Origin of the sequence: Pelagibius sp. (assembly GCF_965249265.1) — a bacterium.
Classification (GTDB): Bacteria; Pseudomonadota; Alphaproteobacteria; order Kiloniellales; family Kiloniellaceae; genus Pelagibius.
The window spans coordinates 3827246-3849973 of sequence record NZ_OZ252224.1; the positions used below are offsets into that span (position 1 = coordinate 3827246).

15 protein-coding genes are annotated in these 22728 nt (G+C 62.3%); 7 read left to right on the plus strand and 8 right to left on the minus strand.

Annotation, left to right across the window (positions count from 1 at the left end; all coding sequences use genetic code 11):
• Nucleotides 1-419 precede the first annotated feature (419 nt).
• The 6 genes from ACP146_RS18185 to ACP146_RS18210 are packed head-to-tail and all read right to left on the minus strand — an operon-like array spanning nucleotide 420 to nucleotide 8756.
• Entirely contained in the window at nucleotides 420-2291 is a 1872-nt protein-coding gene (locus ACP146_RS18185; protein WP_422368166.1) for a hypothetical protein, read from the minus strand.
• Entirely contained in the window at nucleotides 2288-3400 is a 1113-nt protein-coding gene (locus tag ACP146_RS18190; protein WP_422368167.1) for a P-loop NTPase, read from the minus strand. The genes ACP146_RS18185 and ACP146_RS18190 overlap by 4 nt, the downstream gene beginning before the upstream one ends.
• A 9-nt stretch (nucleotides 3401-3409) precedes the next feature.
• A complete protein-coding gene (locus tag ACP146_RS18195) occupies nucleotides 3410-4192 on the minus strand; it encodes an ethylbenzene dehydrogenase-related protein (RefSeq protein ID WP_422368168.1) in 783 nt (260 codons plus the stop codon).
• Between the two features lie 9 nt (nucleotides 4193-4201).
• Nucleotides 4202-4984 carry a molecular chaperone TorD family protein gene (locus ACP146_RS18200; protein WP_422368169.1) on the minus strand — a complete coding sequence of 261 codons (783 nt, stop codon included), beginning with the start codon at nucleotides 4982-4984 and terminating at the stop codon, nucleotides 4202-4204.
• Between the two features lie 10 nt (nucleotides 4985-4994).
• Entirely contained in the window at nucleotides 4995-5975 is a 981-nt protein-coding gene (gene clrB / locus ACP146_RS18205) for a chlorate reductase subunit beta (protein ID WP_422368170.1), read from the minus strand.
• A gap of 48 nt (nucleotides 5976-6023) precedes the next feature.
• Nucleotides 6024-8756 (minus strand): molybdopterin-dependent oxidoreductase, encoded by a 2733-nt coding sequence (locus tag ACP146_RS18210; protein ID WP_422368171.1) that lies wholly within the window; start codon nucleotides 8754-8756, stop codon nucleotides 6024-6026.
• A 262-nt stretch (nucleotides 8757-9018) separates the two neighbouring features.
• Here ACP146_RS18210 and ACP146_RS18215 point away from each other — a divergent pair, with 262 nt between their 5' ends.
• Nucleotides 9019-11415, plus strand: a complete 2397-nt coding sequence (locus ACP146_RS18215; RefSeq protein ID WP_422368172.1) for an ATP-binding protein — start codon at nucleotides 9019-9021, stop codon at nucleotides 11413-11415.
• Nucleotides 11412-12155 carry a response regulator gene (locus tag ACP146_RS18220; RefSeq protein WP_422368173.1) on the plus strand — a complete coding sequence of 248 codons (744 nt, stop codon included), beginning with the start codon at nucleotides 11412-11414 and terminating at the stop codon, nucleotides 12153-12155. Before ACP146_RS18215 ends, ACP146_RS18220 begins: the two co-directional genes overlap by 4 nt.
• Nucleotides 12156-12727: 572 nt before the next feature.
• Here the strand turns inward: ACP146_RS18220 and ACP146_RS18225 are convergent.
• Nucleotides 12728-13306: a cysteine hydrolase family protein gene (locus ACP146_RS18225; protein ID WP_422368174.1), complete on the minus strand. Its 579-nt coding sequence runs from the start codon at nucleotides 13304-13306 to the stop codon at nucleotides 12728-12730.
• 217 nt (nucleotides 13307-13523) lie between these two features.
• On the opposite strand from ACP146_RS18225, the gene ACP146_RS18230 reads away from it, so the two are divergent.
• A complete protein-coding gene (locus ACP146_RS18230) occupies nucleotides 13524-14384 on the plus strand; it encodes a MurR/RpiR family transcriptional regulator (protein WP_422368175.1) in 861 nt (286 codons plus the stop codon).
• Between the two features lie 110 nt (nucleotides 14385-14494).
• On the opposite strand, the gene ACP146_RS18235 is transcribed toward ACP146_RS18230, so the two are convergent.
• Entirely contained in the window at nucleotides 14495-14773 is a 279-nt protein-coding gene (locus tag ACP146_RS18235) for an ABC transporter permease subunit (protein WP_422368176.1), read from the minus strand.
• 105 nt (nucleotides 14774-14878) lie between these two features.
• On the opposite strand from ACP146_RS18235, the gene ACP146_RS18240 reads away from it, so the two are divergent.
• From ACP146_RS18240 to ACP146_RS18255, 4 genes are all read left to right on the plus strand, one after another.
• On the plus strand, nucleotides 14879-15748 hold the full coding sequence (locus tag ACP146_RS18240; RefSeq protein ID WP_422368177.1) for a LysR family transcriptional regulator: 870 nt from the start codon (nucleotides 14879-14881) through the stop codon (nucleotides 15746-15748).
• 90 nt (nucleotides 15749-15838) lie between these two features.
• On the plus strand, nucleotides 15839-17545 hold the full coding sequence (locus ACP146_RS18245; RefSeq protein WP_422368178.1) for an NAD(P)H-dependent oxidoreductase subunit E: 1707 nt from the start codon (nucleotides 15839-15841) through the stop codon (nucleotides 17543-17545).
• A gap of 3 nt (nucleotides 17546-17548) precedes the next feature.
• Nucleotides 17549-20344, plus strand: coding sequence for a formate dehydrogenase subunit alpha (gene fdhF / locus ACP146_RS18250; protein WP_422368179.1), 2796 nt, complete (start codon nucleotides 17549-17551; stop codon nucleotides 20342-20344).
• A gap of 1029 nt (nucleotides 20345-21373) precedes the next feature.
• Nucleotides 21374-22714: an ABC transporter substrate-binding protein gene (locus ACP146_RS18255; protein WP_422368180.1), complete on the plus strand. Its 1341-nt coding sequence runs from the start codon at nucleotides 21374-21376 to the stop codon at nucleotides 22712-22714.
• The last annotated feature ends 14 nt before the right edge of the window (nucleotides 22715-22728 follow it).

The window sequence follows — 22728 nt, forward strand, 5'->3', positions numbered from 1 at the left end:
TGACATCTGCATCTGCCGAACACGCACGCCCAAGGAGCATGTCGGTGTCACGCGGCCTGGACTACGGCCATCGGTTCGGCGAGAGCCACTCATCAGAGGAGTCGAAGCTTGCGTCTGGCCATGAGGCGGCGACGGGCGCAGAAACAGTTGCAGATGGCAGCGTGGGCGGAGAGAAATCCCTGTTTTGACCCAGGACACCTGAAGCCGACCCAGGGTCACTATCGCCGCCGCTACGGTACTGGCGATCCGAGCCATCGCATGCGCATGGGGCACAACACCGAACTGCGTAGAGCACGGCAAGCAAGCTGCTATCGTCAAAAACACCCAGCTCTGGGCCGGGTGTTTTGCTTGTTGCGGGGGCAAGATTCACTCAAGTCCCGACAATTGGACTCTGCGTCTAAGGCCGGTTTTGGGGCAGGCTATGACCCAGCGAAGTCAGCGCCGCGCCGCCGCAGGATGGTGCCACCGTCGCCGGCGGCAAAAACGCCCTGCGACCCATCTGCCGCGACCGCGCGCAGGCCGCCATCGAAGCCGGTTGCGTCAAGGCGCCAATCCCGCCCGGCGTGGTGGAGGGCCGTGCCGCCTGCGCCGACCGCGAAAACGCCGCCTTCGCCACCGGAAATGGCCAAGAGATCGGATCGCGCCCGCGCCGGGGTCAAGGCCCAACGCCGTCCGTCGAAATGACCGATGGTACCGGACAAGCCGACAATAAAGATGTTGTCGAGACCATCGCCCCAGACGTCGAAGAGAAAGTTCTCTGTGCCGGCATGGAACTCGTCCCAGCGCGCGCCGTTCCAACGTAGAATCATGCCGAAGTCGCCGACCGCCAGCAGATGTTCCGGGTCTCGGCCCCAGAGGCCGTAGAGGGCCGACTTTGTGCCGCTGGTCATGCGTTCCCAGCTTGCCCCATCCCAGTGCAGAACAAGCCCCTCGTCGCCCACGGCGAAAACCTCGCCGGCACCGCCGGCCCATAGCGACAGGATCGTGACATCCACATGCAGGTCGAAGTGCTTGCGCCACGTGGTGCCGTCGAAGTGATGGATCTCACCCAATTGCCCCGCGGCCAGCAGTCCCCCGTCGCCGGCATCGCAGAGGCAATGCAGCCCCAGCGCGCCGGCAGGCGGCAAGGCCTCCCAGCGCACGCCATCGAAGCGCAACACGACCCCCTCCTCACCACAGGCGTAAAGCGCGCCGGCAGCGGCGTCGTTCCAGAGACCCCAGAGCTGGCGGTCAAGCCCGCTGTCCATGGGCTCCCAGGCAGGCAGGGCCTCGCCATGACCGATGTTCGGTACCGCGATCGCTTCATGGAAGTCCGGCGCCGCCGTCATCGCCGTGCCAAAGTCACCGACCGCCAGGGCTTCCCCCGTCGGCAGCGGCACGATACCCATCAGATCGTTCCCGGTGGCGCTCTCCAGCCGGTCCACCCGGCTGCCCCTGATGAAGTAGATCTGGCCCTTGTCACCAACCGCCAGCGCCCCGTCGCGATAGGCGGCCAGGGCACGCAGGCGGGAAAGCGGTTGCTCGGCCTTCAGCGTCTCGTAGCGGCCGGCGCGCCAGCGCAGCAGATCGCCGCGAAAGCCGTTGCAGTCCACGAAGTAGCGCCCGCCCGCCAACAGCAGCTCGTCGGACCCCAGGGCCAGCGCGGTCTGAAAGCCGGTGCGCAGCGGGCATTCGAGGGACTCCCAGTTGCCGTCGCCCGAACTGGTGAGGAATGCACCGTCGCCTCCCGCAGCAAACAGGCGGCCATCGGGCAGGCGCGCGATGGCGCGCAGGTGGGCGCGGGTGCCGCTCTCCTCACGCTGCCAGTCGCCGTCCCGGCAGGCCAGGATGGTGCCGTCGTCACCGACTGCCCAGAGCCGCCCCGTGCCATCACCGGTCAGGTCGAACAGCGGCGTGTTCTCCTCGACCGCAGCGTACTTGCCGTTCTCTCCAACGACGCAGCCACGTAGCAACCGCCACTCCGTGCCGTCAAAGGCAAAGATCGAGCCCATCCAGCCGACCGAAAAAAGATTGTCGCGGGAAGGCCCCCAGATTGCATGGATCGGCACCGGCGCGGGCGCCGCGACTCGGCGCCAGACAGCGTCGGCGAAGTGGAAAACCGTGCCCTCATCGCCGACCACAAAGACCTCGCCGTCGGACGCCCAGCCGGACCAGAAGACATCGCCCGGGCCGGCGGCCAGTCCCTCGATCGCCTTCCATGGGCTGCGGCGCGGATCCTCCGGGTCGGCGCGGAGCAGGTCGCTGAACAGGCGGCGTCGGCTTTTTCCAGCGGTCGCGGTAGCGGCGCTCATGACTGACCGCGTTTTTGCTCACCGGCCGACGCAGCGTCATGAAGCCGCGCGGCCTCTTCACCGAGCAAGCTGGTCACCGCATCCCGCATCTCAGCCTGCGCCAAGGGATCGAGTTCGGCCAAGGCTTCTTCGAGTGTGTCGGCACGCAGGTTCTCCGCAAAGACATCGTCGAGAGCATGGGCGACAGCGCCGTCGAAGTCAGCCCGGCCAAGGGCCGCGCAGGCATCGACAGCCGGCGCGAAAGCCTTGGCGGCGGCGCTCTCGGGCGCGGAGATGACCAACGGCGCGCCGTCGTCGGACGCTGAGGCCAGTTCGATTGCCAGCGGGACACGGGCGACCGTCTCGACGGCGGCCTCGGCGAGGCGGCTTTCCAGATCGGCGTTCGGAAAGATGTGGATCTCGCCCGCGCAGTGCGGACAGACCATGCCCGCCATGTTCTCCACGACGCCGAGTATGGGCAGGCCACGCTCATGACAGAACCTTGCCGCCTTCATGCTGTCCATCAGCGCGACCGCCTGTGGCGTGGTGACCAACAAGGCCGACACATTGGCGCCCTCGAGCATGTCGCAGAGCGTGATCAGTTCGTTGCCGGTGCCGGGCGGCATGTCGACGATCAGGAAGTCCAAGGGTCCCCAGTCGAACGAACCTGCAAGGTGATGCACGAAGTCATGCTTGTAGGCATCGCGCCACACCACCGGTGTATCGTCGCTCTCCAGCAGAAACGCCAGGGAACCGACCTTGACCGGCTGCGCCATCGCGGGATCGGCATAGTCCCGGGTCGCCAAACCGCTATCACCCAGGCGCACGTGCTCGCCCGCGAAGCCGAAGAAGCGGCTTTGGTTCGGTCCGTGGACATCGGCGTCGGCAACACCCACCTTGAAGCCGCGCCCGGCAAGGCCGGCGGCAAGGTTGGCGGAGACCGTGCTCTTGCCGACACCGCCCTTGTTGGCTAGCACAAGGATGATCTGATCGATCTCGGCTAGGCGGTTTTCGATCAGCACCCGGTTGTGATGGGGCTTGTCGAGGGCGCAGACATCCTCTTGCGGGCAGAACTGACAGGCGTAGCCAAGGCCGCAATCGATGGCCGCGAGTTTGTCTGCGAGTGCCATGGCGCGGCCCTACCTTGCGGCTAGATTGACGAGGATCCAGTCCTCGGAAACGCTCTTCAAGCCGTCCCGCTCGCCATTCCTGCCCTGCCAAAGCGCGAAAGCAATGGGGACCTGCGGGCGATCAAAGGAAACCTGGTGCTCACCCGCCGCGGCGATCGGCCGCGACATGACGACAACCCATTGGTTGGCCGGGGCCTCCTCCCCGGTCTGATACCGACTGTCGCCGCTGACCGGCTGTGCGTCGAGCCGCGTCGTGCTGCCCGGCCCGCCGGCGGCAAGGCTTTCAACCGAGTTCTCGTCCGATCGCCAATACCAGATATTCACCGGTGCCTCCGGACCGCTGCCCATGATGTAGGAGGTCTCCTCGTCGCCGATCGCAAACTGTACCGCCGCGCCGTCGCGGAAGCGATCATGCAAGGTGGCGGCATCGCGGCTGTCGTCACGCCAGCGAAGACGCACATAGAAGCGCTCCGAGGTCCGCGCCAGGCTGAAATAGACATCCATCCCGGGCGCATCCTCGTCCAATCTCAGAGCGACGGACTCGTGGACCGGCGGTGCCGGGGCCAGCCTCGTTCGGTACTCCGGCAAACGCTCCCAGATGGTGTCATCCGGGTCGTTGACCGAGCGCAGATAGATGCCATCGGGAATCCGCGACACCGCGACCTCATCGCCGGGACCAAGCGCCTTTACGTTCGCTTCGACGATACTGTCGCCGAAGACAGGCGCGGCGGCAGCAAAGGCGGAGACCGCATAGATCACGGCAGCAAGACCGCGCGGAGGGATTGCTGTCATTGGACTCTCCTATCCCCAGAGGTTCTGATCGACGACGCGGGCGGCGGCGGTATCACGGCTCTGTGCTCCTTCGACGCGGGCGGCGGTCGCGGCGTCCGGATCGCGGTAGCGCCCGACCCGGGCTTCCAGTTCGGCAGCCTGGTGGTCCGCCCAGTCCGGCAGGTCTGCGACGAGTTGCCCGATGGTCTCGTCCAACGATTCGACCGGCCAGCCGCGCAGGCAATCAGCCACGGCGCGGAGCAGCGGACAGAGATAGCGGCGCAGAAAATCGCGCTGCGCTCGCCGATAGGCCGCGGGATCGCGATTCCGGCGGAGCGCCTGCGCCTCCAGATGCGCCAACACCGCCATGAACTCGAGCATGCTGGCCAAGTGATCGGGCTCGTCTGCACGGCCCTCGTCGGTCTCCGCCGCCTGCAAGCCAAAATGCCGGTAGAAGGCGGCAATGTTCAGCATGAAGACCGGGCGGGCGTGCCCCGCCAGCAGCCGCTCATGGTCGCCGGCCAACAGAGGGGCAACCGGTTTGCCCTTTGGCCCATGGAGGAAGGCCGCGATATAGCCGGATTCCAGGGCCGCGAAGTCGACTGAAGGCGCGCGCTTGGGCCAAGCCCGCCCCGTCACCGCGAGCCAGGCGTCGTTCAAGGCGGCATGGAAAGCGCCGCTTTCAAGCGCCTTCTGCAGCTCCGGAGCCGGATGCCCCAGGGCGATGGCCGCGAGCCGCCAGATCGTCTCCTTCGCCGCGGCCCGCGCGGCTGAATCCCCTGCCGGGCGCGCGTGCGTTCGTGGTGCAGACACCGCCGCGCCCTCAGCTCAGCTTGAACATCTCGGCATGGCGGTAGCCGATCAGCGTATCCATCAATTCGCTCTCGCCGCCCTCGGCTTTCTTCTGCCGCTCGCGGCTCAAGGTGTCGAGCGCCGACTGGACGCCGTCGCCGAACAGGCCTTCGAGATAGTCGATCGGCACCCGCGATTCCGCCATCGGCGCGCCGTCGTCATCGATCTTTGGCGGCGACAGCGGCGGTACGTAGAAGACGTTCGGCTTGGTGCCCCACTCCGGATGCAGCGGCAATGCCACCTTGTACTTCTCGACCAACAGATGGATCGGACCCGCTTCATCGTCGCGATAGCCGATCCATCGAATACGCCCGACGCACTGTTTCGCGCAGGCGGTGGGCAGACCCTTCTCGATACGCGGATAGCAGAATATGCACTTCTCCGACTTCGAGATTTCCTCGTTGAAATAGACCTTCTTGTAGGGGCAGGCGCCGACACAGTAGCGGTAGCCGCGGCAGCGCTCCTGATCGATCAGAACGATTCCGTCTTCCTGGCGCTTGTATATCGCGTTGCGCGAACAGGCCGCCAGGCAGGCCGGATTCTCACAGTGGTTACAAAGCCGTGGTAGGTAAAAATAATAGCTGTTGGGATAGTCGCCCTCGCCCTGGTCCTCGTCCCAGTTGGCCCCCCAGGTGGGTTTGACGTTGGGACGCAGCCATGGGTCCGTGCCGGTCATCAGCGCTTCTTCGTAGTTGTACTCCCAGGGCACACCATAGTCCTCGGCGCTGGGCTCCTGGCCGAGCCTCAGGGCGCCGTCTTCATCGAAACCGCCGCCCATCTTCGCGTAGTCGCGGGGATAGCCCGTACCCGGCATGGTTTCGACGTTGTTCCAGTACATGTACTCCCGGCCGTTGCGGTTGGTCCATTGCAGCTTGCAGGCGGAGGTGCAGGTGTGGCAGCCGATACATTTGTTCAGGTCCATGACCATGCTGAGCTGACGTTTCACAGCCATTTCCGTTCCTCCCCAGATCCCCTTCGGAGCACCATGTCATCCATCGGCTTAGGCCGGCTCGACATCTACGCTGCTCTCATGCGCCAGTTGGTTGGCGTTGTACTTCCAAAGCTTGAAGCCCAGGTGTCCCCATCCGCCGCAGAGCTCCAACGGCTGAATCAGTGTCGCCATGGCATTGTTCATGGGTTTGCCCTGCTCGTACTGATGGGGCTCCCAGCCGTGTTCCATCATGATCGAGCTTTCCGGTATGCTTGGATAGAACTTGGCCTGGGCGAAGAACTCCCCGATACCGTTGAAGACCCGAACGCGGCCGCCGTCGACGATGCCGCGCGCGGCTGCCAGCTTAGGGCTGATGTAGATGTTGGGTTCGCCGCGCTGCAGCCGCATCATGAACTTGTTCGACCGCCAGTTCGAATGAATGCCCCAGCGGGTGTGCGGCGAATAGAACGACAGCGGATAGTTCGAGGCTTCGCGCCCTGCATGGTGGCGTGCCGTGGGCGTAGCCGCACCCAATTTCATGAAGCGCGGGTGATCGCAGTAAAAAGTGATGCGTCCGGTCAGGGTGTCATAGGGCTTCTTGCCCTCGACCTGGGCGACAAAGGGATTGTAAGGCTCGTCGGCAGGTATCGGCTGGTTGGCACCACCCGCCGCGCTCATCACGAAGAAGCCCTGCTCAGCGCCTTCCTCCAGGTTCACGCCGCCGAACTCCGGGCTGTTGTCGACCAGCCACTTGGTGGCGTCGTAGTCGGTCAGCAGTGTACCGCCCATGGTGAAGTCATCGTGGATGGTGTGCAGATCGCGGCTGACGTTCCCGTCTTGATAGGCGCCGACACCGCGGGCAAGGGCGCGCTCCTGTATCTTCTTGCTTAGAAGCACCATGATTTCCCAGTCGGGCCTTGCTTCACCGATCGGGTCGACGGGCCGGGAGAAGACATTGACGAAGCGGTGGAATCCGACAGAGCGGAGGTCCCAGGCCTCGTAGTGGCTGGCCGCCGGCAGCAGATAGTCGGCCCACTGCGCGGTCGAATCCATGCGAATGTTGATGTTGACGAAGAGCTCCTGCACCTCCTCGAGAATGCGTTCACGGTACTTGTCGGCATGCTTGTTGCGCCGGAACTTGTTGTCGGCGATGGAGATCAAACCCTTCATGTCGCCATGGTAGGGCATCCAGCCCTCCGACACGGATTCGTCGATCATCGCCTCCATCTCGTCGATGTCGAAACCGACGCGCGCCTTGAGCTTCTCGTTGTCGAAATGCTGTCGCGCATGATCGATCATATGTCCGCGCAGGAACTCACCGAGGCCGCCGGCCTCCAGGCGTGGAAACTTCTGGAATCCAAAGAGGGCGAGTTCCAGAAGTTTGCCGTGATTCCATTCGATCCAGGATGTATCGAGCCCGCCGGCCTTCCCGCCATGGCCGGTCAACGCCAGCATCAAGGCCTGGGCCCAGCCGGTGAATATGCCGTTGGAGTAACGCCCGATGTTGAAGCCGGTCATCAGGATCGCTTTGCGGGCTTTGGCGAAAAGACGCGCTTCCCGGCGTACGGTTTGCGCTTCGATGCCGGTGTCGACCTCGGTTGCCTCTGGCGTGAACTTGGCCGCCTCGGCCCGCACCTTTTCGAAGACGGTGGTGACGGTGATCCCCGCGACCTCGAAACTGCCCTCGATAGCGGGGTCCGCGCCACCAAGTGCAAGCGTCTTTTCCTCAGCGCCCATAGAGCCCTTTATCGCGACCGCGGCGCCGCTCTTCAGGTCCCAGTGGTAGAAGACCTGGTCCGAACCGCCGTCCTTGAGATCGGCTTCGCGCAGCATCATGCCGTTGTCCTGGCGCACCAGCACCGTCAGGTCGGTCTGCTCCTTCACGAAGTCCGGCTTGTACAGCCCCTCTTCGATGATCACGTTGACGAAGGCCATCGCGAGGAAGGGATCGGCGCCCTGCTTGATCGGCAGCCAGAGATCGGCGTGGATCGATGAGGGATTGTAGTCGGGCGCCACGGAGACCACGCGCGCGCCGTTGTACTTTGCCTCCCAGACATAGTGGGCGTCGGGGATACGCGTCGCATTCGGATTGAACAGCGACATCATGATGTAGTCCGCATCGAACCAGGCGTCGGAGGTAAAACTCTCCAATGGATTGCCGTAGGCCAGATGGGCACCGGTGTTGAGGTCGCCGACGTCGGTGAAGATGTCAAGCTGCACACCGCCCAGCAGAGAGGCAAAGCGGTAGGGCGCCGCAAGACGGACCATGGAGAGGTTGCCGGAGCCGGTATGGGTCATCATCTTCCCGGGCCCGTACTTCTCGAAGATGTCGATAATCTTGTCGGCGATTTCTTCGGCGATCTCGTCCCAGGAAACACGCTGCCACTTGCCTTCGCCGCGAGCGCCGGCGCGCTTCAGCGGATAGCGCAGACGGTCCCCCTCGTACATCGCCGATGAGTGGATCGCGCCCTTCTGGCAACCGCGGGGATTAGCGTCCGGCACGTTGGGGTTGATCTGCGGATATTTGGCGAGCTGCTCCTCGCGCAGGACGATGCCGTCCTTCACAAAAACGTCGAAAGCGCAGTTCCCGACACAGTTGATGCAGTGTGCGGCCTTGCCGACCTTCTCCCAAGTGAACTCGCGGCGGTAGAGGTCCTCCCAGTCGCGATAGGGGTATTCCTCATCCAAGGTATCGCCAATCGGCTCCAGGCGATTGAGCGACCAAGCATTGTTGGACGCCAGCACCCCGGCGCCAGCAAGACTCGATGCCTTCAGGAAATCGCGGCGTTTGACCCGCAGCATGTCCTCTCCTCCCCTTGGCCGGCCGTCATTTCGGAGGCCGCTGTGGGAAGCTGCACCTCAGGCGACGGATCGCATTCGTTCCGCAAAGGATAGCCAGAAGCGCGTTCCGGAAGGCTATGGTCATGTGAAAAATTGTAAACCGAGTGTAATCTGGACCCCCTGCATGATTGCGGTGATGCGCAGGGAGTGCTGTAGTTGGGGCAACCAAGAACATCTGGGGAGGGGCCGTCGTCGGCCCTAAAACACCAAGATGTCATGCCGTGTGGATCAGGATCTTGCGAGAAGCGGTGCGGTGTTGCGCTGTTCGGCGGTGCTGCCCGGGTTTTTTCGCGACAAACGCGAAGTGCTGGTCGACCAGGCGATCCAGGTTGCCAAGGATTATGGCTACGCGCAGTACACCACGACAATCCGAGCGGCTTGGATCGAGGCGATCGACACGCTGAACGAATGCCTGGCCACCTATCTGGCCAGCGAAGCGGCCCTGATCATCAAACCAGAGGCCGAACTCGATTTTCAGCGCGATCCGCGCTTCACGTTGCTGCGCGAGGTCGCCATGCGCCACCGCTCCATGGGCGTGACGCTGCAGCTCTACCTCGGGCTCTTCAAGCACTTCAGGAACCTCTACCTAGATACCTTGGCTGATCTCCCGGCCGAGACCGCCTCTAGGGGGCTGGCACGCGATCGGCTACAGGGATTCTTTGATGCGGCTGAGCTGAGCGTTGGCGCCGATTGGGCCGAAGCCACGGAAGACGAAAGGCTGATGGAGTTGCAGGCGCGGGCACGCAGTGTTGCGCTCGACAAGGACCGTTACTTTTCAGTCTTCGAGAGTTTGCGTGATCCGGCCTTTCTGCTGAATAGGCAACGGCGCCTGGTGAACGCAAATCAAGCCGCCGCGGAGCTTTTCGTCGGCGAGGCCAATGCCGGAGAGATCGTCTACCTGACTTCCATGCGGGGCCGCAGGACACCGCTGGAAGAAGTCCTGAGAATGGCAGCGCCGGCCGGCGAAGGCGATGACCGTTCGATCTGGCTCGACACGCGTCGGGGACCAATGTGTTTCGACCTGCGCGAACGCGGCATTCACGATGCGCTCGACAATACCGAACTCGGCTACGTCGTGATCCTTCACGACGTTACGACCCATCGCCGTGCGACGGAGGATGCCGAGCGCGCACGCCGCGCCATGTCGACCTTCCTCGCCACCATGAGCCACGAGATACGCACCCCCCTGCATGGCGTACTGGGCGCCAGCGAGCTCTTGCGCGAGGCTGACAGCGAGTGTCAAGGGCCCTACGTCGATGCGATCGAAACCGCGGGCCGCCATCTGCTACAGACTCTCAACAAGGTGCTCGATTTCTCGCGGCTTGAGGCAAGGCCACCAAAGCCTACGCCACAGCCCTGTAGCCTGCACGCCGTTCTCAAGGAGTACGGCCATTTCGCCTCCGTCTGGGCGCGCCGGGCCAAGGTGCCCGTGTCCCTGTCCGTTGCCCGTAACCTGCCGCATTCCGTCGTGATCGATTGGGAAATGACCCAGCAGGTGTTGACCAACCTAGTTTCGAACGCGATCCGCCACGATTGCGGCGATGGCGTTACCATCGCCGTGCGCCGCCGCCGGTCGGTCCTGGAACAACGCTTCCTGAGATTTGAAGTCCTGGACAACGGCCGGGGCATCCTGCCCGGCGATGCGGAGATGCTCTTCGAACCCTTCGGAGCGCGCTCGCCCGGGACAGCAAGCAGCAGCGGCGCGGGCTTGGGCCTGGCCATCTCCAGGCGGCTGATCGAAGCGATGGGCGGGTCGATCGGCTTCCGGAGCCGCCGCGCCGGGGGCGCGGCATTCTGGTTCGACCTTCCCTATGAGTACCTCAGGAACCAAGCCACAACGGACATGACCACGAGGCCCGAAACGTCCTATGCCATCCCCAAATCGGATCAACTGAGTTGCCTGCTGGTGGATGACGATCAAATCAGCAGAATGGTGACCGCGGACCAGTTGAGACGCGACGGCATTACAGTGACCGAGGCGGCAAGCGTTGCCGATGCGCTGAACTACACCAAAGCCAGCGCTTTCGACGTCTTCGTCGTCGACTATCATCTTTCCGACGGAGACGGCGCAACACTGGTCTCCGGCCTTCGAAGCAACCTTGCGAAGACGGCCAACCCGCGCTTTGTCGCCTTGACGGCCAATGCGGACATGGTGGAAAGGGCCTGTGAGGGCGGCCACCCATTCGATGCCCTTTTAGCCAAACCGATTGCCGGTGCGGACTTGGCCGCCGCCGTGCGGGCGCCAGGGCCACTGCCATCGCCGGTTCCTTCCAGTCCACAGAAGTTGGATACACCCTGCAGCCTGTCGGAACTGTCGCCCCGCGTTGTCGATGCCATGGCGGAAGCCTTCACCGCCCAATGGGACAACGAAGTTGCGAAGCTCAGCAGTGCGATGGAGCGCGGCGACTTAAGTCGCCTGGCCGAGCAGGCTCACCGAGTCGCCAGCAGCTGTGCGGTGATGGGGATCACCGGCCTGGCTGCATCACTCCGAGACCTTGAGCTGGAGTGCCGCTACGGGCAGAACCAACCGGACCTTTCAACATGGCAGGCGCGCCTTGGCCCGCAGCTGCAGGCCGCACCAGGCCAGGCGCGCATCCTGGCGGCGGAGGTTGCCGGATGATCCCGCAGGCGGCATTGACACAACGGCGTCCGGTCGGAAACCGACACCGGAACCGCATTCTGGTAGTGGACGACGATCCGGTCGTACAGGTTCTGTTGCGCGAAACGCTCCTGGCGGAAGGCTACGACGTCAGCGGCGCCAACAGTTCGGAGGAAGCCGAGCAACGGCTGCGCCAGGGCCCTTGGGACCTCGTCATACTAGATCGCCGGCTGCCGGATGCGGACGGCCTGCTCCTTCTTCAAGCGGTGAAAGAGAAGTCCGGCTGCCCGGTCATAATACTGAGCGTGATGGATGACCAGCATGATCGGACGCTTGGATTAGGGCTTGGCGCACAGGACTATATTGCCAAGCCGTTCAGCGCCTCCGAGATCATCCTGCGTATCCGAAACCTGCTCGTTGCACGCGAAGTCTCGCTGCTCCCGGTGAGCACCCAGGAAATCGAGCACGGTCCTTTCAAGCTGATTCAGACGACACGCCGGCTGATTGCGGATGGCAAAACGCGCCAACTGACTTCGGCCGAGGCCCGGCTGCTTGCTGTGTTCCTGACCCGCCCCGGCGAGGTCCTGGACCGGACTTTGCTGACGCGCAGCATCTGCCAGCGCGAGTGGTCTCACAACGACCGTTCGATCGACGTTCTGGTCGCTCGGCTGAGAAAGCACATAGAAACCGATCCGAAGTCTCCGGAATGGATCGTCACAGTGCACGGCGCCGGCTATCTTTTCAGCGCGGCGATCCCCTGAAGACCTTGCTGAAGTCAAGGCGGACGGGGCTTGTCAATTTGAGAGGATTGCAAGGACAGGGTTTGAGTCTGCGACCTTCAGATCACGAGTCTGTGGCTTGAATAAACGTGGACCTTTTTGGCTCTCCTGGCGCGAACATACTGCACACAAAGCTCTCTAACCATCTGTCATGCTTGAACTCTTCGTCCAGTCCATCATGGGCGCAATTGAGAGAGTGTGATCCAGCTTGGTCAAGGGTCCGCCAACTTCATGAACTTCCGTGATCCCAGGCGTGCTAACAGCGGTGACTCTCACTCTGTCATGGTGGCAGAGTGGCGCATTGCCCTCAGTCGCGGCAGCACAATAATCGCATTGTGCAGTACTCGCCAGAACCCATGTGCCACACTGATCCAAACGACCGGTTTCTTGCCCAGATTTGGGGAGAACAGCCTGTGTTGGGCTCCATCTCCTGCCGATCCCGGATGCGCGCGATTGGCGGGCCGGCGACCTCGGATGCCATACATCTGGCTGAGCGAGGCTGGGCGGCAATAGATGGCCGCGATGAAACAGCCGGTTGGCCTGAAGGACGCGCCTTACACCGGCCCACCGATTTTCTCGAACTCGGCAGTCACTTCATCCGCGGAACGGGTCCGGCAATTGTGTCCAGTAACGGCTCGAACCGAGGTCCGGTGACGGTCGGCCTCCTCGGCTGCACAACAGTCTTCGACGAGGGTTACAAGAAATCCGCGGTCAGCCGCGTCTCGCACGGCCGTCTCAACGCACTGATCCGTTGAAACACCGTATACCACTAGGTACTGGATCCCAAGGCTGCGCAGGATGTAGTCGATGTTTGTGCTGTTGAAGATGCCTGACGATGTCTTCGGAACTACGATCTCGTTTTCGAGCGGTGCCACATCAGGGATCACCTGCGCCTCCCAGGACCCTTTGGGAAAGAAGAGACCTGAAATCTTGTGATCGAGGCTGATCTCGCGCCAACAAGCGTAGGGCTTTCTATCACAGTGAATATGACCTCGATACCGGCCGCGCGGGCGGCAGATTGAAGGCGTTTCTGTGCCGGAATGACGACTGTTTCCATCCTCTCCAGGAAGGAACGTTTTGCCGACTCCGGGCTGCCGCTCTGTCGGGCACGTTCCGCTTGCTGTGGGCTCCACTCGGCGTTCTGCATGTCGATGGACAGCAACGCCGCCCGCTCAGGCACGACCGCTGCCTCACGGTCGTTGCGGGGTTCTTTCTGCGCAGTGATTATCGAGTATTGTGGTCTCCGAAGACATCGTTCCGCTAAAGTTGGTGCTACGTTCAGTCGTAAGTTGCCTGTGGCCCGGCCGCTAAGTATGAACAATGCAGCTTCACAGTGGGAACAAGCCCGATATGACCGAAACTGAACAGAGCATGAAGGTCGCCGTTGACAACGCTATGCCGACCTTGACCCGCAATGAGAAGCAGGCAGCACGCATCCTCTTGGCGCACTACCCCATGATCGGTCTTGAGAGCATCACCAGCTTCGCCAAGGCCGCGAAGGTAAGCTCCGCGACTATCCAAAGATTTGTCCAAAAGCTGGGATGCGACGGATACCCTGAGTTCCGTCAGAAACTCCGAGACGAGATTGCCAAGAGTGATGAAAACCCCCTGACCCTCCATCGCTCGGAGGACCATGTCCCGGCGGCAAACACCTTCCGCAAGAGCCTGATCGCCGCACTTGACGGCACTCTTGGCGCGGTCAAGCCGAACGAGCTCGCGAAGATCATCGAGCTTCTGTCGGAAAACAAGCAGAAGATCTTCATCCTTGGCGGCACGTTCACCGGCCCTTTGGCCATGCACCTGCATTTTCATCTGCGTAAGATGAGACCGGGTGTGACGCTTCTCGAGGCAGACATGCCGCGGCGCAATGACTCGATGCTGGACATCCGCAGGAACGATGTTCTGATCGTCTTTGATATCCGCCGCTACCAGCCCGATTCGGTCCTCACCGCACGCTGGGCTGCCGAACGCATTGCGACGGTTATACTCTTCACAGACAAGTGGATGAGCGAGATAGCGACCTTTGCGAAGCACGCTCTGCGTTGCAAGGTTCAGGCGTCGACGCCTTGGGACACGCTTGTCGGCATGACTGCTCTCGTGGAGTTGATCGCCTCGTCGCTCGACAGCGTGACCTGGCCAAGCCTGAAAACACGACTTGAAGCCCTCGACAAGCTGCGCAGTGAGACGTTTGTGCCCGACTGGCATCAGTGAAGCCTTACGTAGTGCACGAAGGTGTAAGCACATAAGCTCAACTGCGGTCGACCATTGCTGGCGGACCAACCCTTCGGGCCGGATCAGCAGGATCACTGTGCCAAGCACGATCACGTCGCGGTAAGGCGCCATCCCCCCGGCAGGAAGGCTTGCGAGAAGACCTCGATCACGCCAACGACGAAGCCTCCCAGCACGGCGCCGGACAGACTGCCCAGCCCACCCAAGACAGTTGCAATGAAGGCCTTGAGCGCCGGGAAAAATCCCATCAAGGGATCGACCGAGCCGCGCTGTGCAGTCCAGACGATGGCGGCCACTCCGGCAAGGAGACCGGACAGTGCGAATGCTGAGGCGACGACCTTACCCGCCGGCATGCCGACCAGCCGGACCATGCCGAGAGCCGCCTTCACCCAGAACAAGAAAAATCAAGATGATTGCGTGATGGCCTTTGCCGACTGTGCGGGTACCATGGTTGGCACATGATCGACTTGAGAGACATGGAACTGCTGGCAGCGCTGGCGCGCCACGGGCACTTCGCCCGCGCGGCGGCCGAATGCGGTATCTCTCAGCCCGCCTTCTCCGCGCGTATCCGCAACCTGGAACTCAACCTTGGCGCACCGATCGTCAAGCGTGGCAACCGTTTCATGGGGTTCACCGAGGAGGGCGAGATCGCGCTGCGCTGGGCTCACAAGATGATTGCGGACGCCCGGGGCCTCGACCAGGAAATGGAAAGAGCGCGGGGCATCCTGTCCGGGCGGCTTACGATGGGCGTGGTGCCAACGGCGCTGACGTTCGTGGCCAAGGTGGCGTCGCGTCTGCGAAAGGACCATCCGGCTTTGACGATCCAGATCTTTTCGATGTCGTCGGGTGAAGTTGCCAAGGGCCTGGAGGATTTCTCGCTCGACGCCGGCTTTACCTACATGGAGAGCGCCCTGCCATCCTCGAGCCAAGCCGACCACATCTACGACGAACGCTATGCTTTGTTGGTGCCCCGGGCTTTTGCGCCGGACGCGGCAGAGACGATATCGTGGCAGGCTGCCGCCGCCTTTCCGCTGTGCCTGATGACGCCGAACATGATGAACCGCCGGATCATCGACGAGGCATTTCGTGCGGCCGACGCCGAGCCAAACTGCGTGATGGAGACCAATGCGTTCACTGTGGCCCTGACCCAGGTTTCCAGTGGCATCGCCGCCACTGTCGCAACCCAGATGTTGCTGGGCAACGTCCATATCGAGGGCGATTTCCTGCGCCTCGATCTGGTCGATCCTGTCGTCGAGAAGCCGATCGGCGTCGTCGTCTCCGAACGGGAGCCGGCGCTTCCAGCGGTCGATGCCCTGCTAGCCTGTGTCCGCAACGGGCCACGATAAGCTCAGCAAAACGCACCATCGTGAGATACGATTTGTCAATGATCCCAGGGCGATGGACGATCTCTCCTTTGATGGTGGAGGAGACCCATAATGAGCCCTTTGGACGGACCTGGGGGTGGTCGGCCCGGCGTCTGGAAGTCCGGGCGCGGTAAAGGGCGTAGAACGCCGAAGGGGCGCCAGGTCGAAGACGAGGCGCTTGCCAACGTTCGAAGGCTCCTCGGAGACCTCCCGCGCCGCCGCGACCTCCTGATCGAGTTCCTTCATCTGATCCAGGATGCCCATGGTCATCTGTCCGCGGCGCACATCCGTGCGCTGGCCGAGGAAATGCGCTTGGCCCAGGCCGAGATATACGAGGTCGCAACGTTCTATGCACACTTCGACGTTGTGAAGGAGGGCGAGATCCCGCCGCCGCCGATCACGATCCGGGTCTGCGATTCTCTGTCCTGTGAATTGGCCGGTGCGGAAGAGCTGCTGGAGACCCTGACCGAAACCTACGGCGAGGGGCGCCAGGTCCGGGTTTTGCATGCGCCCTGCATGGGCCGTTGCGCCACGGCGCCGACACTCGAGATCGGCCATAATCACATCGATTGCGCGACGCCGGAAAAGGTCGCGAGAGCGATTGCGACGGGCGATTATCACGCCCACGTTCCCGACTACCAGACCTTTGCGGACTACCGAGCCGAGGGCGGCTACGACACGCTGGAAGCCCTTCGCGGCGGGTCCCGTACACCGGACGAATTGCAGGACAGCATTCTGGAGTCGGGCCTTCGTGGCCTTGGAGGTGCGGGTTTTCCCTCCGGACGCAAGTGGTCGTTCGTGCGAGCCGAACCCGGACCCCGGTATCTGGCGGTCAACGGCGACGAGGGAGAACCCGGCACATTTAAGGACCGTCACTACCTGGAGCGCGAGCCGCACGTCTTCCTGGAAGGCATGCTGACCGCGGCCTGGGCGGTCGAAGCCGAGGCTTGTTTCATTTACATGCGCGACGAGTATCCCGCCGTGCTCGAAATTCTTCGCACTGAGATACGGTCGCTGGAAGCTGCGGGAATCGTCAAACCGGGTTACATCGAACTGCGTCGCGGCGCCGGCGCCTACATCTGCGGTGAAGAGAGCGCGATGATCGAATCGATCGAAGGCAAACGCGGCTTGCCGCGCCATCGCCCGCCTTTCGTCGCCCAGGTCGGCGTGTTTAACCGCCCGACCCTGGTCCATAACGTCGAGACGCTTTACTGGGTTTCCAAGATCGCGCGCAACGGCCCGGAAGTCCTGAACGTTCATGAGAAAAACGGTCGAACGGGACTTCGGTCTTATTCGGTTTCGGGCCGTGTCCGAGATCCGGGCGTCAGACTGTTGCCGGCCGGATCGACGATCCTCGACATTATCGAGGCCTGTGGCGGCATGCTCGAGGGTCACACCTTCAAGGCCTATCAGCCGGGCGGACCGTCTTCCGGGATTCTCCCGGCCAGCATGGACGACATCCCGCTCGACTTCGATACCTTGCAGCCGCACGGCACCTTTATCGGTTCAGCCGCCGTCGTCGTACTGTCCGACCAAGACCGGGCCCGCGATGCCGCACTCAACATGTTGAAATTCTTCGAAGAAGAAAGCTGCGGGCAGTGCACGCCCTGTCGCGTCGGCTGTGAGAAGGCGGTAAAGCTGATGCAGCAGGAGACCTGGGATCGCGATGTTTTGGGCGACCTCTGCGACACGATGGTCGATGCCTCGATCTGTGGGCTCGGTCAAGCGGCACCGAACCCCATCCGCCTCACCATGAAGCACTTTGCCGACGAAATCTGAGCCATGAGCGACACCATCACCTTCACAATGGACGGACGCGAGGTCGAGGCCGTGCCGGGCGAGAGCATCTGGCAGGTCGCCAAGCGCGAAGGCAAGCTGATCCCGCACCTTTGCCACAAGGAAGCCTCGGGCTACCGCTCGGACGGTAACTGCCGCGCCTGCATGGTCGAAATCGAGGGCGAACGCGTTCTTGCCGCCTCGTGCATCCGCGAGCCGCGCGACGGCATGGTCGTGAACACGGAGAACGAGCGCACGACCAAGGCCCGTAAAACGGTCGTCGAGTTGCTTCTGGCTGACCAGCCGCTGCGTGAGGAAGCGCACGATCGGTCGTCACACCTTTGGGATATGGCGGACATGCAGGGCGTGTCGTCGTCGCGCTTCCCGAAAATCGAAAGAGACCGCGTGCCAATCCTGGATGCATCGCATGTCGCCATGCGGGTCAATCTGGATGCCTGCATCCATTGCAACCTGTGCGTCCGCGCCTGCCGGGAAGTGCAGGTCAACGACGTCATCGGTATGGCGGGCCGCGGCCACGATGCGAAGATCGTGTTCGACTCCGACGACCCCATGGGTCAGTCGACCTGCGTCGCCTGCGGCGAATGCGTCCAGGCCTGCCCGACCGGTGCATTGATGCCCGCGGGGGCATTGGACGAGAACGAGATCGGTGACTCGCGTGCGTACGACCGCGAAGTCAAAAGCGTTTGCCCCTATTGCGGCGTCGGTTGCCAGTTGAGTTACAAGATCCGCAAGGAGAACGATGGCAGCGAGAAGATCGCCTGGGTCGATGGCATCGACGGCCCGGCGAACGAGAACCGTCTTTGCGTGAAGGGCCGCTTCGGTTTCGATTACGTGGCTCACCCGCACCGGCTAACCAAGCCGCTGATCCGTCGCGAAGACGCACCGGCGAAGGGGCTGAACGTCGATCCCGCGAACTGGCAGACCCACTTCCGCGAAGCCACGTGGGAAGAGGCGCTCGACGTCGCGGCCGATGGTCTGAAGCGTTTGCGTGACGACACCGGGACGCGTGTTGCCGGTTTCGGTTCCGCGAAGTGCTCGAATGAAGAGGCGTACCTTTTCCAAAAGCTGATCCGCCAGGGTTTTGGCCACAACAACGTCGATCACTGCACCAGGCTCTGCCACGCCTCGTCGGTTGCGGCCCTACTTGAAAACGTTGGCTCAGGCGCCGTGACCGCCACATTCAACGAGATCGAGAACGCGGATGTCGCCATCGTCATCGGCTGCAACCCGATCGAGAACCACCCCGTGGCCGCGACATACTTCAAACAGTTCGCCAAGCGGGGCGGAAAACTGATCGTCATGGATCCGCGCGGCGTGGGCCTGAAGCGCCATGCGAGCCACATGCTCCAGTTCCGTCCCGGCGCCGACGTCGCCATGCTGAACGCGATCATGCACGTGATTGTCGAGGACGGCCTCTACGACAGCCAGTACATCGAGGCGATGACCGAGAACTTCGATGCACTGCGGGAGCACCTGAAGGGCTTCCCACCCGAGAAGATGGAAGAAATCTGCGGGGTCGACGCGGCCCTGCTGCGCGACGTGGCGTACACCTTCGCGCGTGCTGAGGCCGGCATGATCTTCTGGGGCATGGGCATTTCGCAGCACGTCCATGGCACCGACAACTCGCGCTGCTTGATCTCGCTGGCCCTGATGTGCGGACACGTCGGACGCCCGGGAACGGGTCTGCATCCCCTGCGCGGTCAGAACAACGTTCAAGGCGCCTCCGACGCCGGTTTGATCCCGATGTTCCTGCCCGACTATCAGTCTGTCTTGGACGATGGGGTGCGTTCGGCCTTCACCGAGATTTGGAACTCAGGCGATTTCTCGAACCGGAAGGGCCTGACGGTCGTCGAGATCATGCATGCGATTCACGACGGCGATATCAAGGGCATGTACATCCTGGGTGAAAACCCCGCCATGTCCGACCCCGACGTGGAACATGCGCGCGACGCGCTGGCGATGCTCGAACACCTGGTCGTGCAGGACATCTTCCTGACCGAGACCGCGAACTACGCGGATGTCATTCTACCCGCGACCGCCTGGGCGGAGAAGAACGGCACGGTCACCAATACGAACCGTCAGGTCCAGATGGGCCGTGCCGCCGTCGCACCGCCGGGCGAGGCCAAGGAAGACTGGTGGATCACGACGCAATTGGCGCAAAAGCTCGGGCTCAATTGGCAATACAGGCACCCATCCGAGGTGTTCGCCGAGATGAAGCTCTCGATGAAGTCGCTCGACAACATCACCTGGGAGCGCCTCGAGCGCGAAAACGCTGTCACCTATCCGTCACTTTCGCCAGACGATCCTGGCCAGCCCATCGTTTTCGGCGATACCTTCCCACGCGCCGAAGGCCGGGCAAAGTTCACGCCGGCCTCGATCGTCCCTCCGGCCGAAAGCCCTGATAGCGATTACCCGATGATCCTGACGACGGGGCGTCAGCTCGAGCACTGGCACACCGGGAGTATGACCCGGCGTGCAAGCGTCCTGGATTGGGCCGAGCCCGAAGCCAACGCGTCTCTGCATCCGCGGACCTTGCGTGCGCTGGGTGTGGAACCGGGCGAGATGATCCGCATCGAAACCCGTCGCGGCGCCATCGAGATCATGGCCCGCGCCGATCGCTCCGTCGCTGAGGACATGGTGTTCGTGCCGTTTGCTTATGTCGAGGCCTCGGCCAATGTATTGACCAATCCGCAGCTCGACCCCTATGGCAAGATCCCCGAGTTCAAGTTCGCCGCGTGCCGGGTTGGGCCGGCGGCCCCGCACCTCGAAGCCGCGGAGTAGCAGCGTCCGATCGGCAGTCGAAGACGAGCGACACCGCCGTAGCGGAAACACTTCTGCGTCACGGGCGTATTCAACCGAACCGCGGAACGTGGTCGCGTAACTTCACAGTCCGAACACCATTGCGAAGCTGAACTCGCTTGGTGGCCTCCTGTGCCGGGGTGGCATTCCTCTGCTCAATCCCGTCAACGGTCGGTTTCACCTCTCCCAAGAGAAGCGGTCACAGCGCTCGGCATCGTGCGAGTCCACTTATAGCCGAAAACAGCTGGCAGCGAACATCGACCTTCAAGATCATTGCATCGCTCTTGGGCGCCGCATCTGGGCGCCGATTTCTTCGAAACCACCAAACTCCAGTCGTGTCAGGAAGGTGGCCCCACTTGGTCATTCTGTCCGCGCAATTGGACAATCTGTCCAAATCTACGGCGTCCATAAATCCAACCTATTGGTTTTTCGCAGATTACGATCTGGCACGGCTATTGCTTGATAATCAGACGCAATCGCAATGGTGCGGGCCCATCTTGCCGATCGATGGTGCCCCGATCGTCAAAGCGACTGCCAAGGCTTTCGCAAAGATGTCCTTCGGTTTCGGCGGGACATCGGGATCGCGAGCTTAAGGGGCGTAAGTCCGGGAAAACACCGGACTCGGGAGGAAACAAATTGCGGGCACCGTCCGGTGCGCCGGCTATTCGTTCCCGACCAGCGCCGCCGAACGCTGAGTGGGGGACATAGCATATGGCGATCTCGCCGCCGAACTTCAAAACCACGCCGCCAAAGCTGGTGAGTGCTGCCAGTTTCCGCGGCGAGCGGAACGCTTGGGCCGTCGACGGCCGATCGCACCTTCTTGCAAAGCTGATCCTCGGGCGGCCAGCCGCCGCGGTGATCGGGTCCCCTTCTCCAGTCGCCGGCCCACAAGACGTCCGGCCGCCCGTGGGAGCGTTCGGCCACTCGTGCATCTTGGCTCCCCTGCGTCTTTGCCGAAGTCCGGTGTGAAAGAGGATTGTCAACCAAATCAACAACCAAGGGAGGAAGTAAATGATACGAAGAGGATTAAGAAGCTGGCTGACGGCAGCGGCCGCGGTAGCCGCCGTAGTTTCACCCTTAGTGATACCGCAGCCTTCTGTCGCCGAGGAGACCCAGTACTTCCCGGTCGCCAGCAGCCGTGTCGGCCCGTATTCGGCCATGGGCACGGGCTATTACGGCGCTCAAATCGACTACATGAACTACGTCAATATGAACGGCGGCGTGAACGGCGTCATGCTGACGTGGCAGGAATGCGAGACCGAATACAACGCGGTCAAGACGGTCGAGTGTTATCAGCGCCTGCTCGAAAAGGACGGCCAGCAGATTGTCGTGTTCGACACTCTGGGTACGCCCGGCGCCTACGCGGTCATCAACCGCATGGCCGAAGACGAGGTGGTTCTCGCCCAGTACGGATATGGACGGACCGACGCCGCCGACGGCCGCGTGTGGCCCTGGGTCTTCAATGCCGCCAGCCACTACTGGTCGCAAATCGCGGTGAAGATGAAGTTCATGGCCGAACAGGAAGGCGGTATCGACCAAATGAACGGAAAGAAAATCGTTCATCTTCATATTGATTCCGCCTACGGGCGCGAGCCTCTGCCCGCGATGAGAAAGATCGCCAACGACTGGGGCGTCGAATTGGTGGAGATTTCGATTCCGCCGCCCGGTCTGGAGCAGCAGTCTCAGTGGCTGCAGATCCGCAAGGAAAGGCCTGACTGGGTTACCTTCTGGGGCGCCGGTTCGGGCATGAACTCGACCGCGATGACGAATGCCGCGCGTGTCGGTTTCCCCCGCGACCGCATGATCTACGTAACCTTCGGCGCTGCCGAGGAAGACATGTACCCGGCCGGCGACTCAGCCAAGGGCACCTATGCGATGGCCAATGCATTGCCGGGTGATCATTTCCCGCTGGTGAAACGGATCAAGGAACAGGTCTACGGTGCCGGCAAGGGCAATCTCGCTGAGGAAAGCCGCGTCGGATCCGTGTACTGGAACCGGGGCCTTGGTGCCGCTGTCATGTGGATCGAGGCAATGAGAATCGCGCAGGAGAAGCACAACAAGGTCGGCAAGGCCGTCACGGGTGCCGAATTCAGGGACGGTTACGAAGCGCTGAACATGACCGAGGCGCGCCTTGAGGAAATCGGGATCAAGGGCATGGTCGCACCGTTCTCCATCTCGTGTCAAAACCACGAGGGCGCCGGCAAGTTCGCGATGATGCAATGGGATGGGCAAAAGTTCGTCCAGGTCACGGATTGGGATGCCCCGCTGGATCCCAGTTTCATCCGCCAACTGGTGGAGGATTCCGCGGCCAAGTTCGCCAGAGAGAACAACATCACGCCCAAACAGTGCTGATCACAAACGGCAGC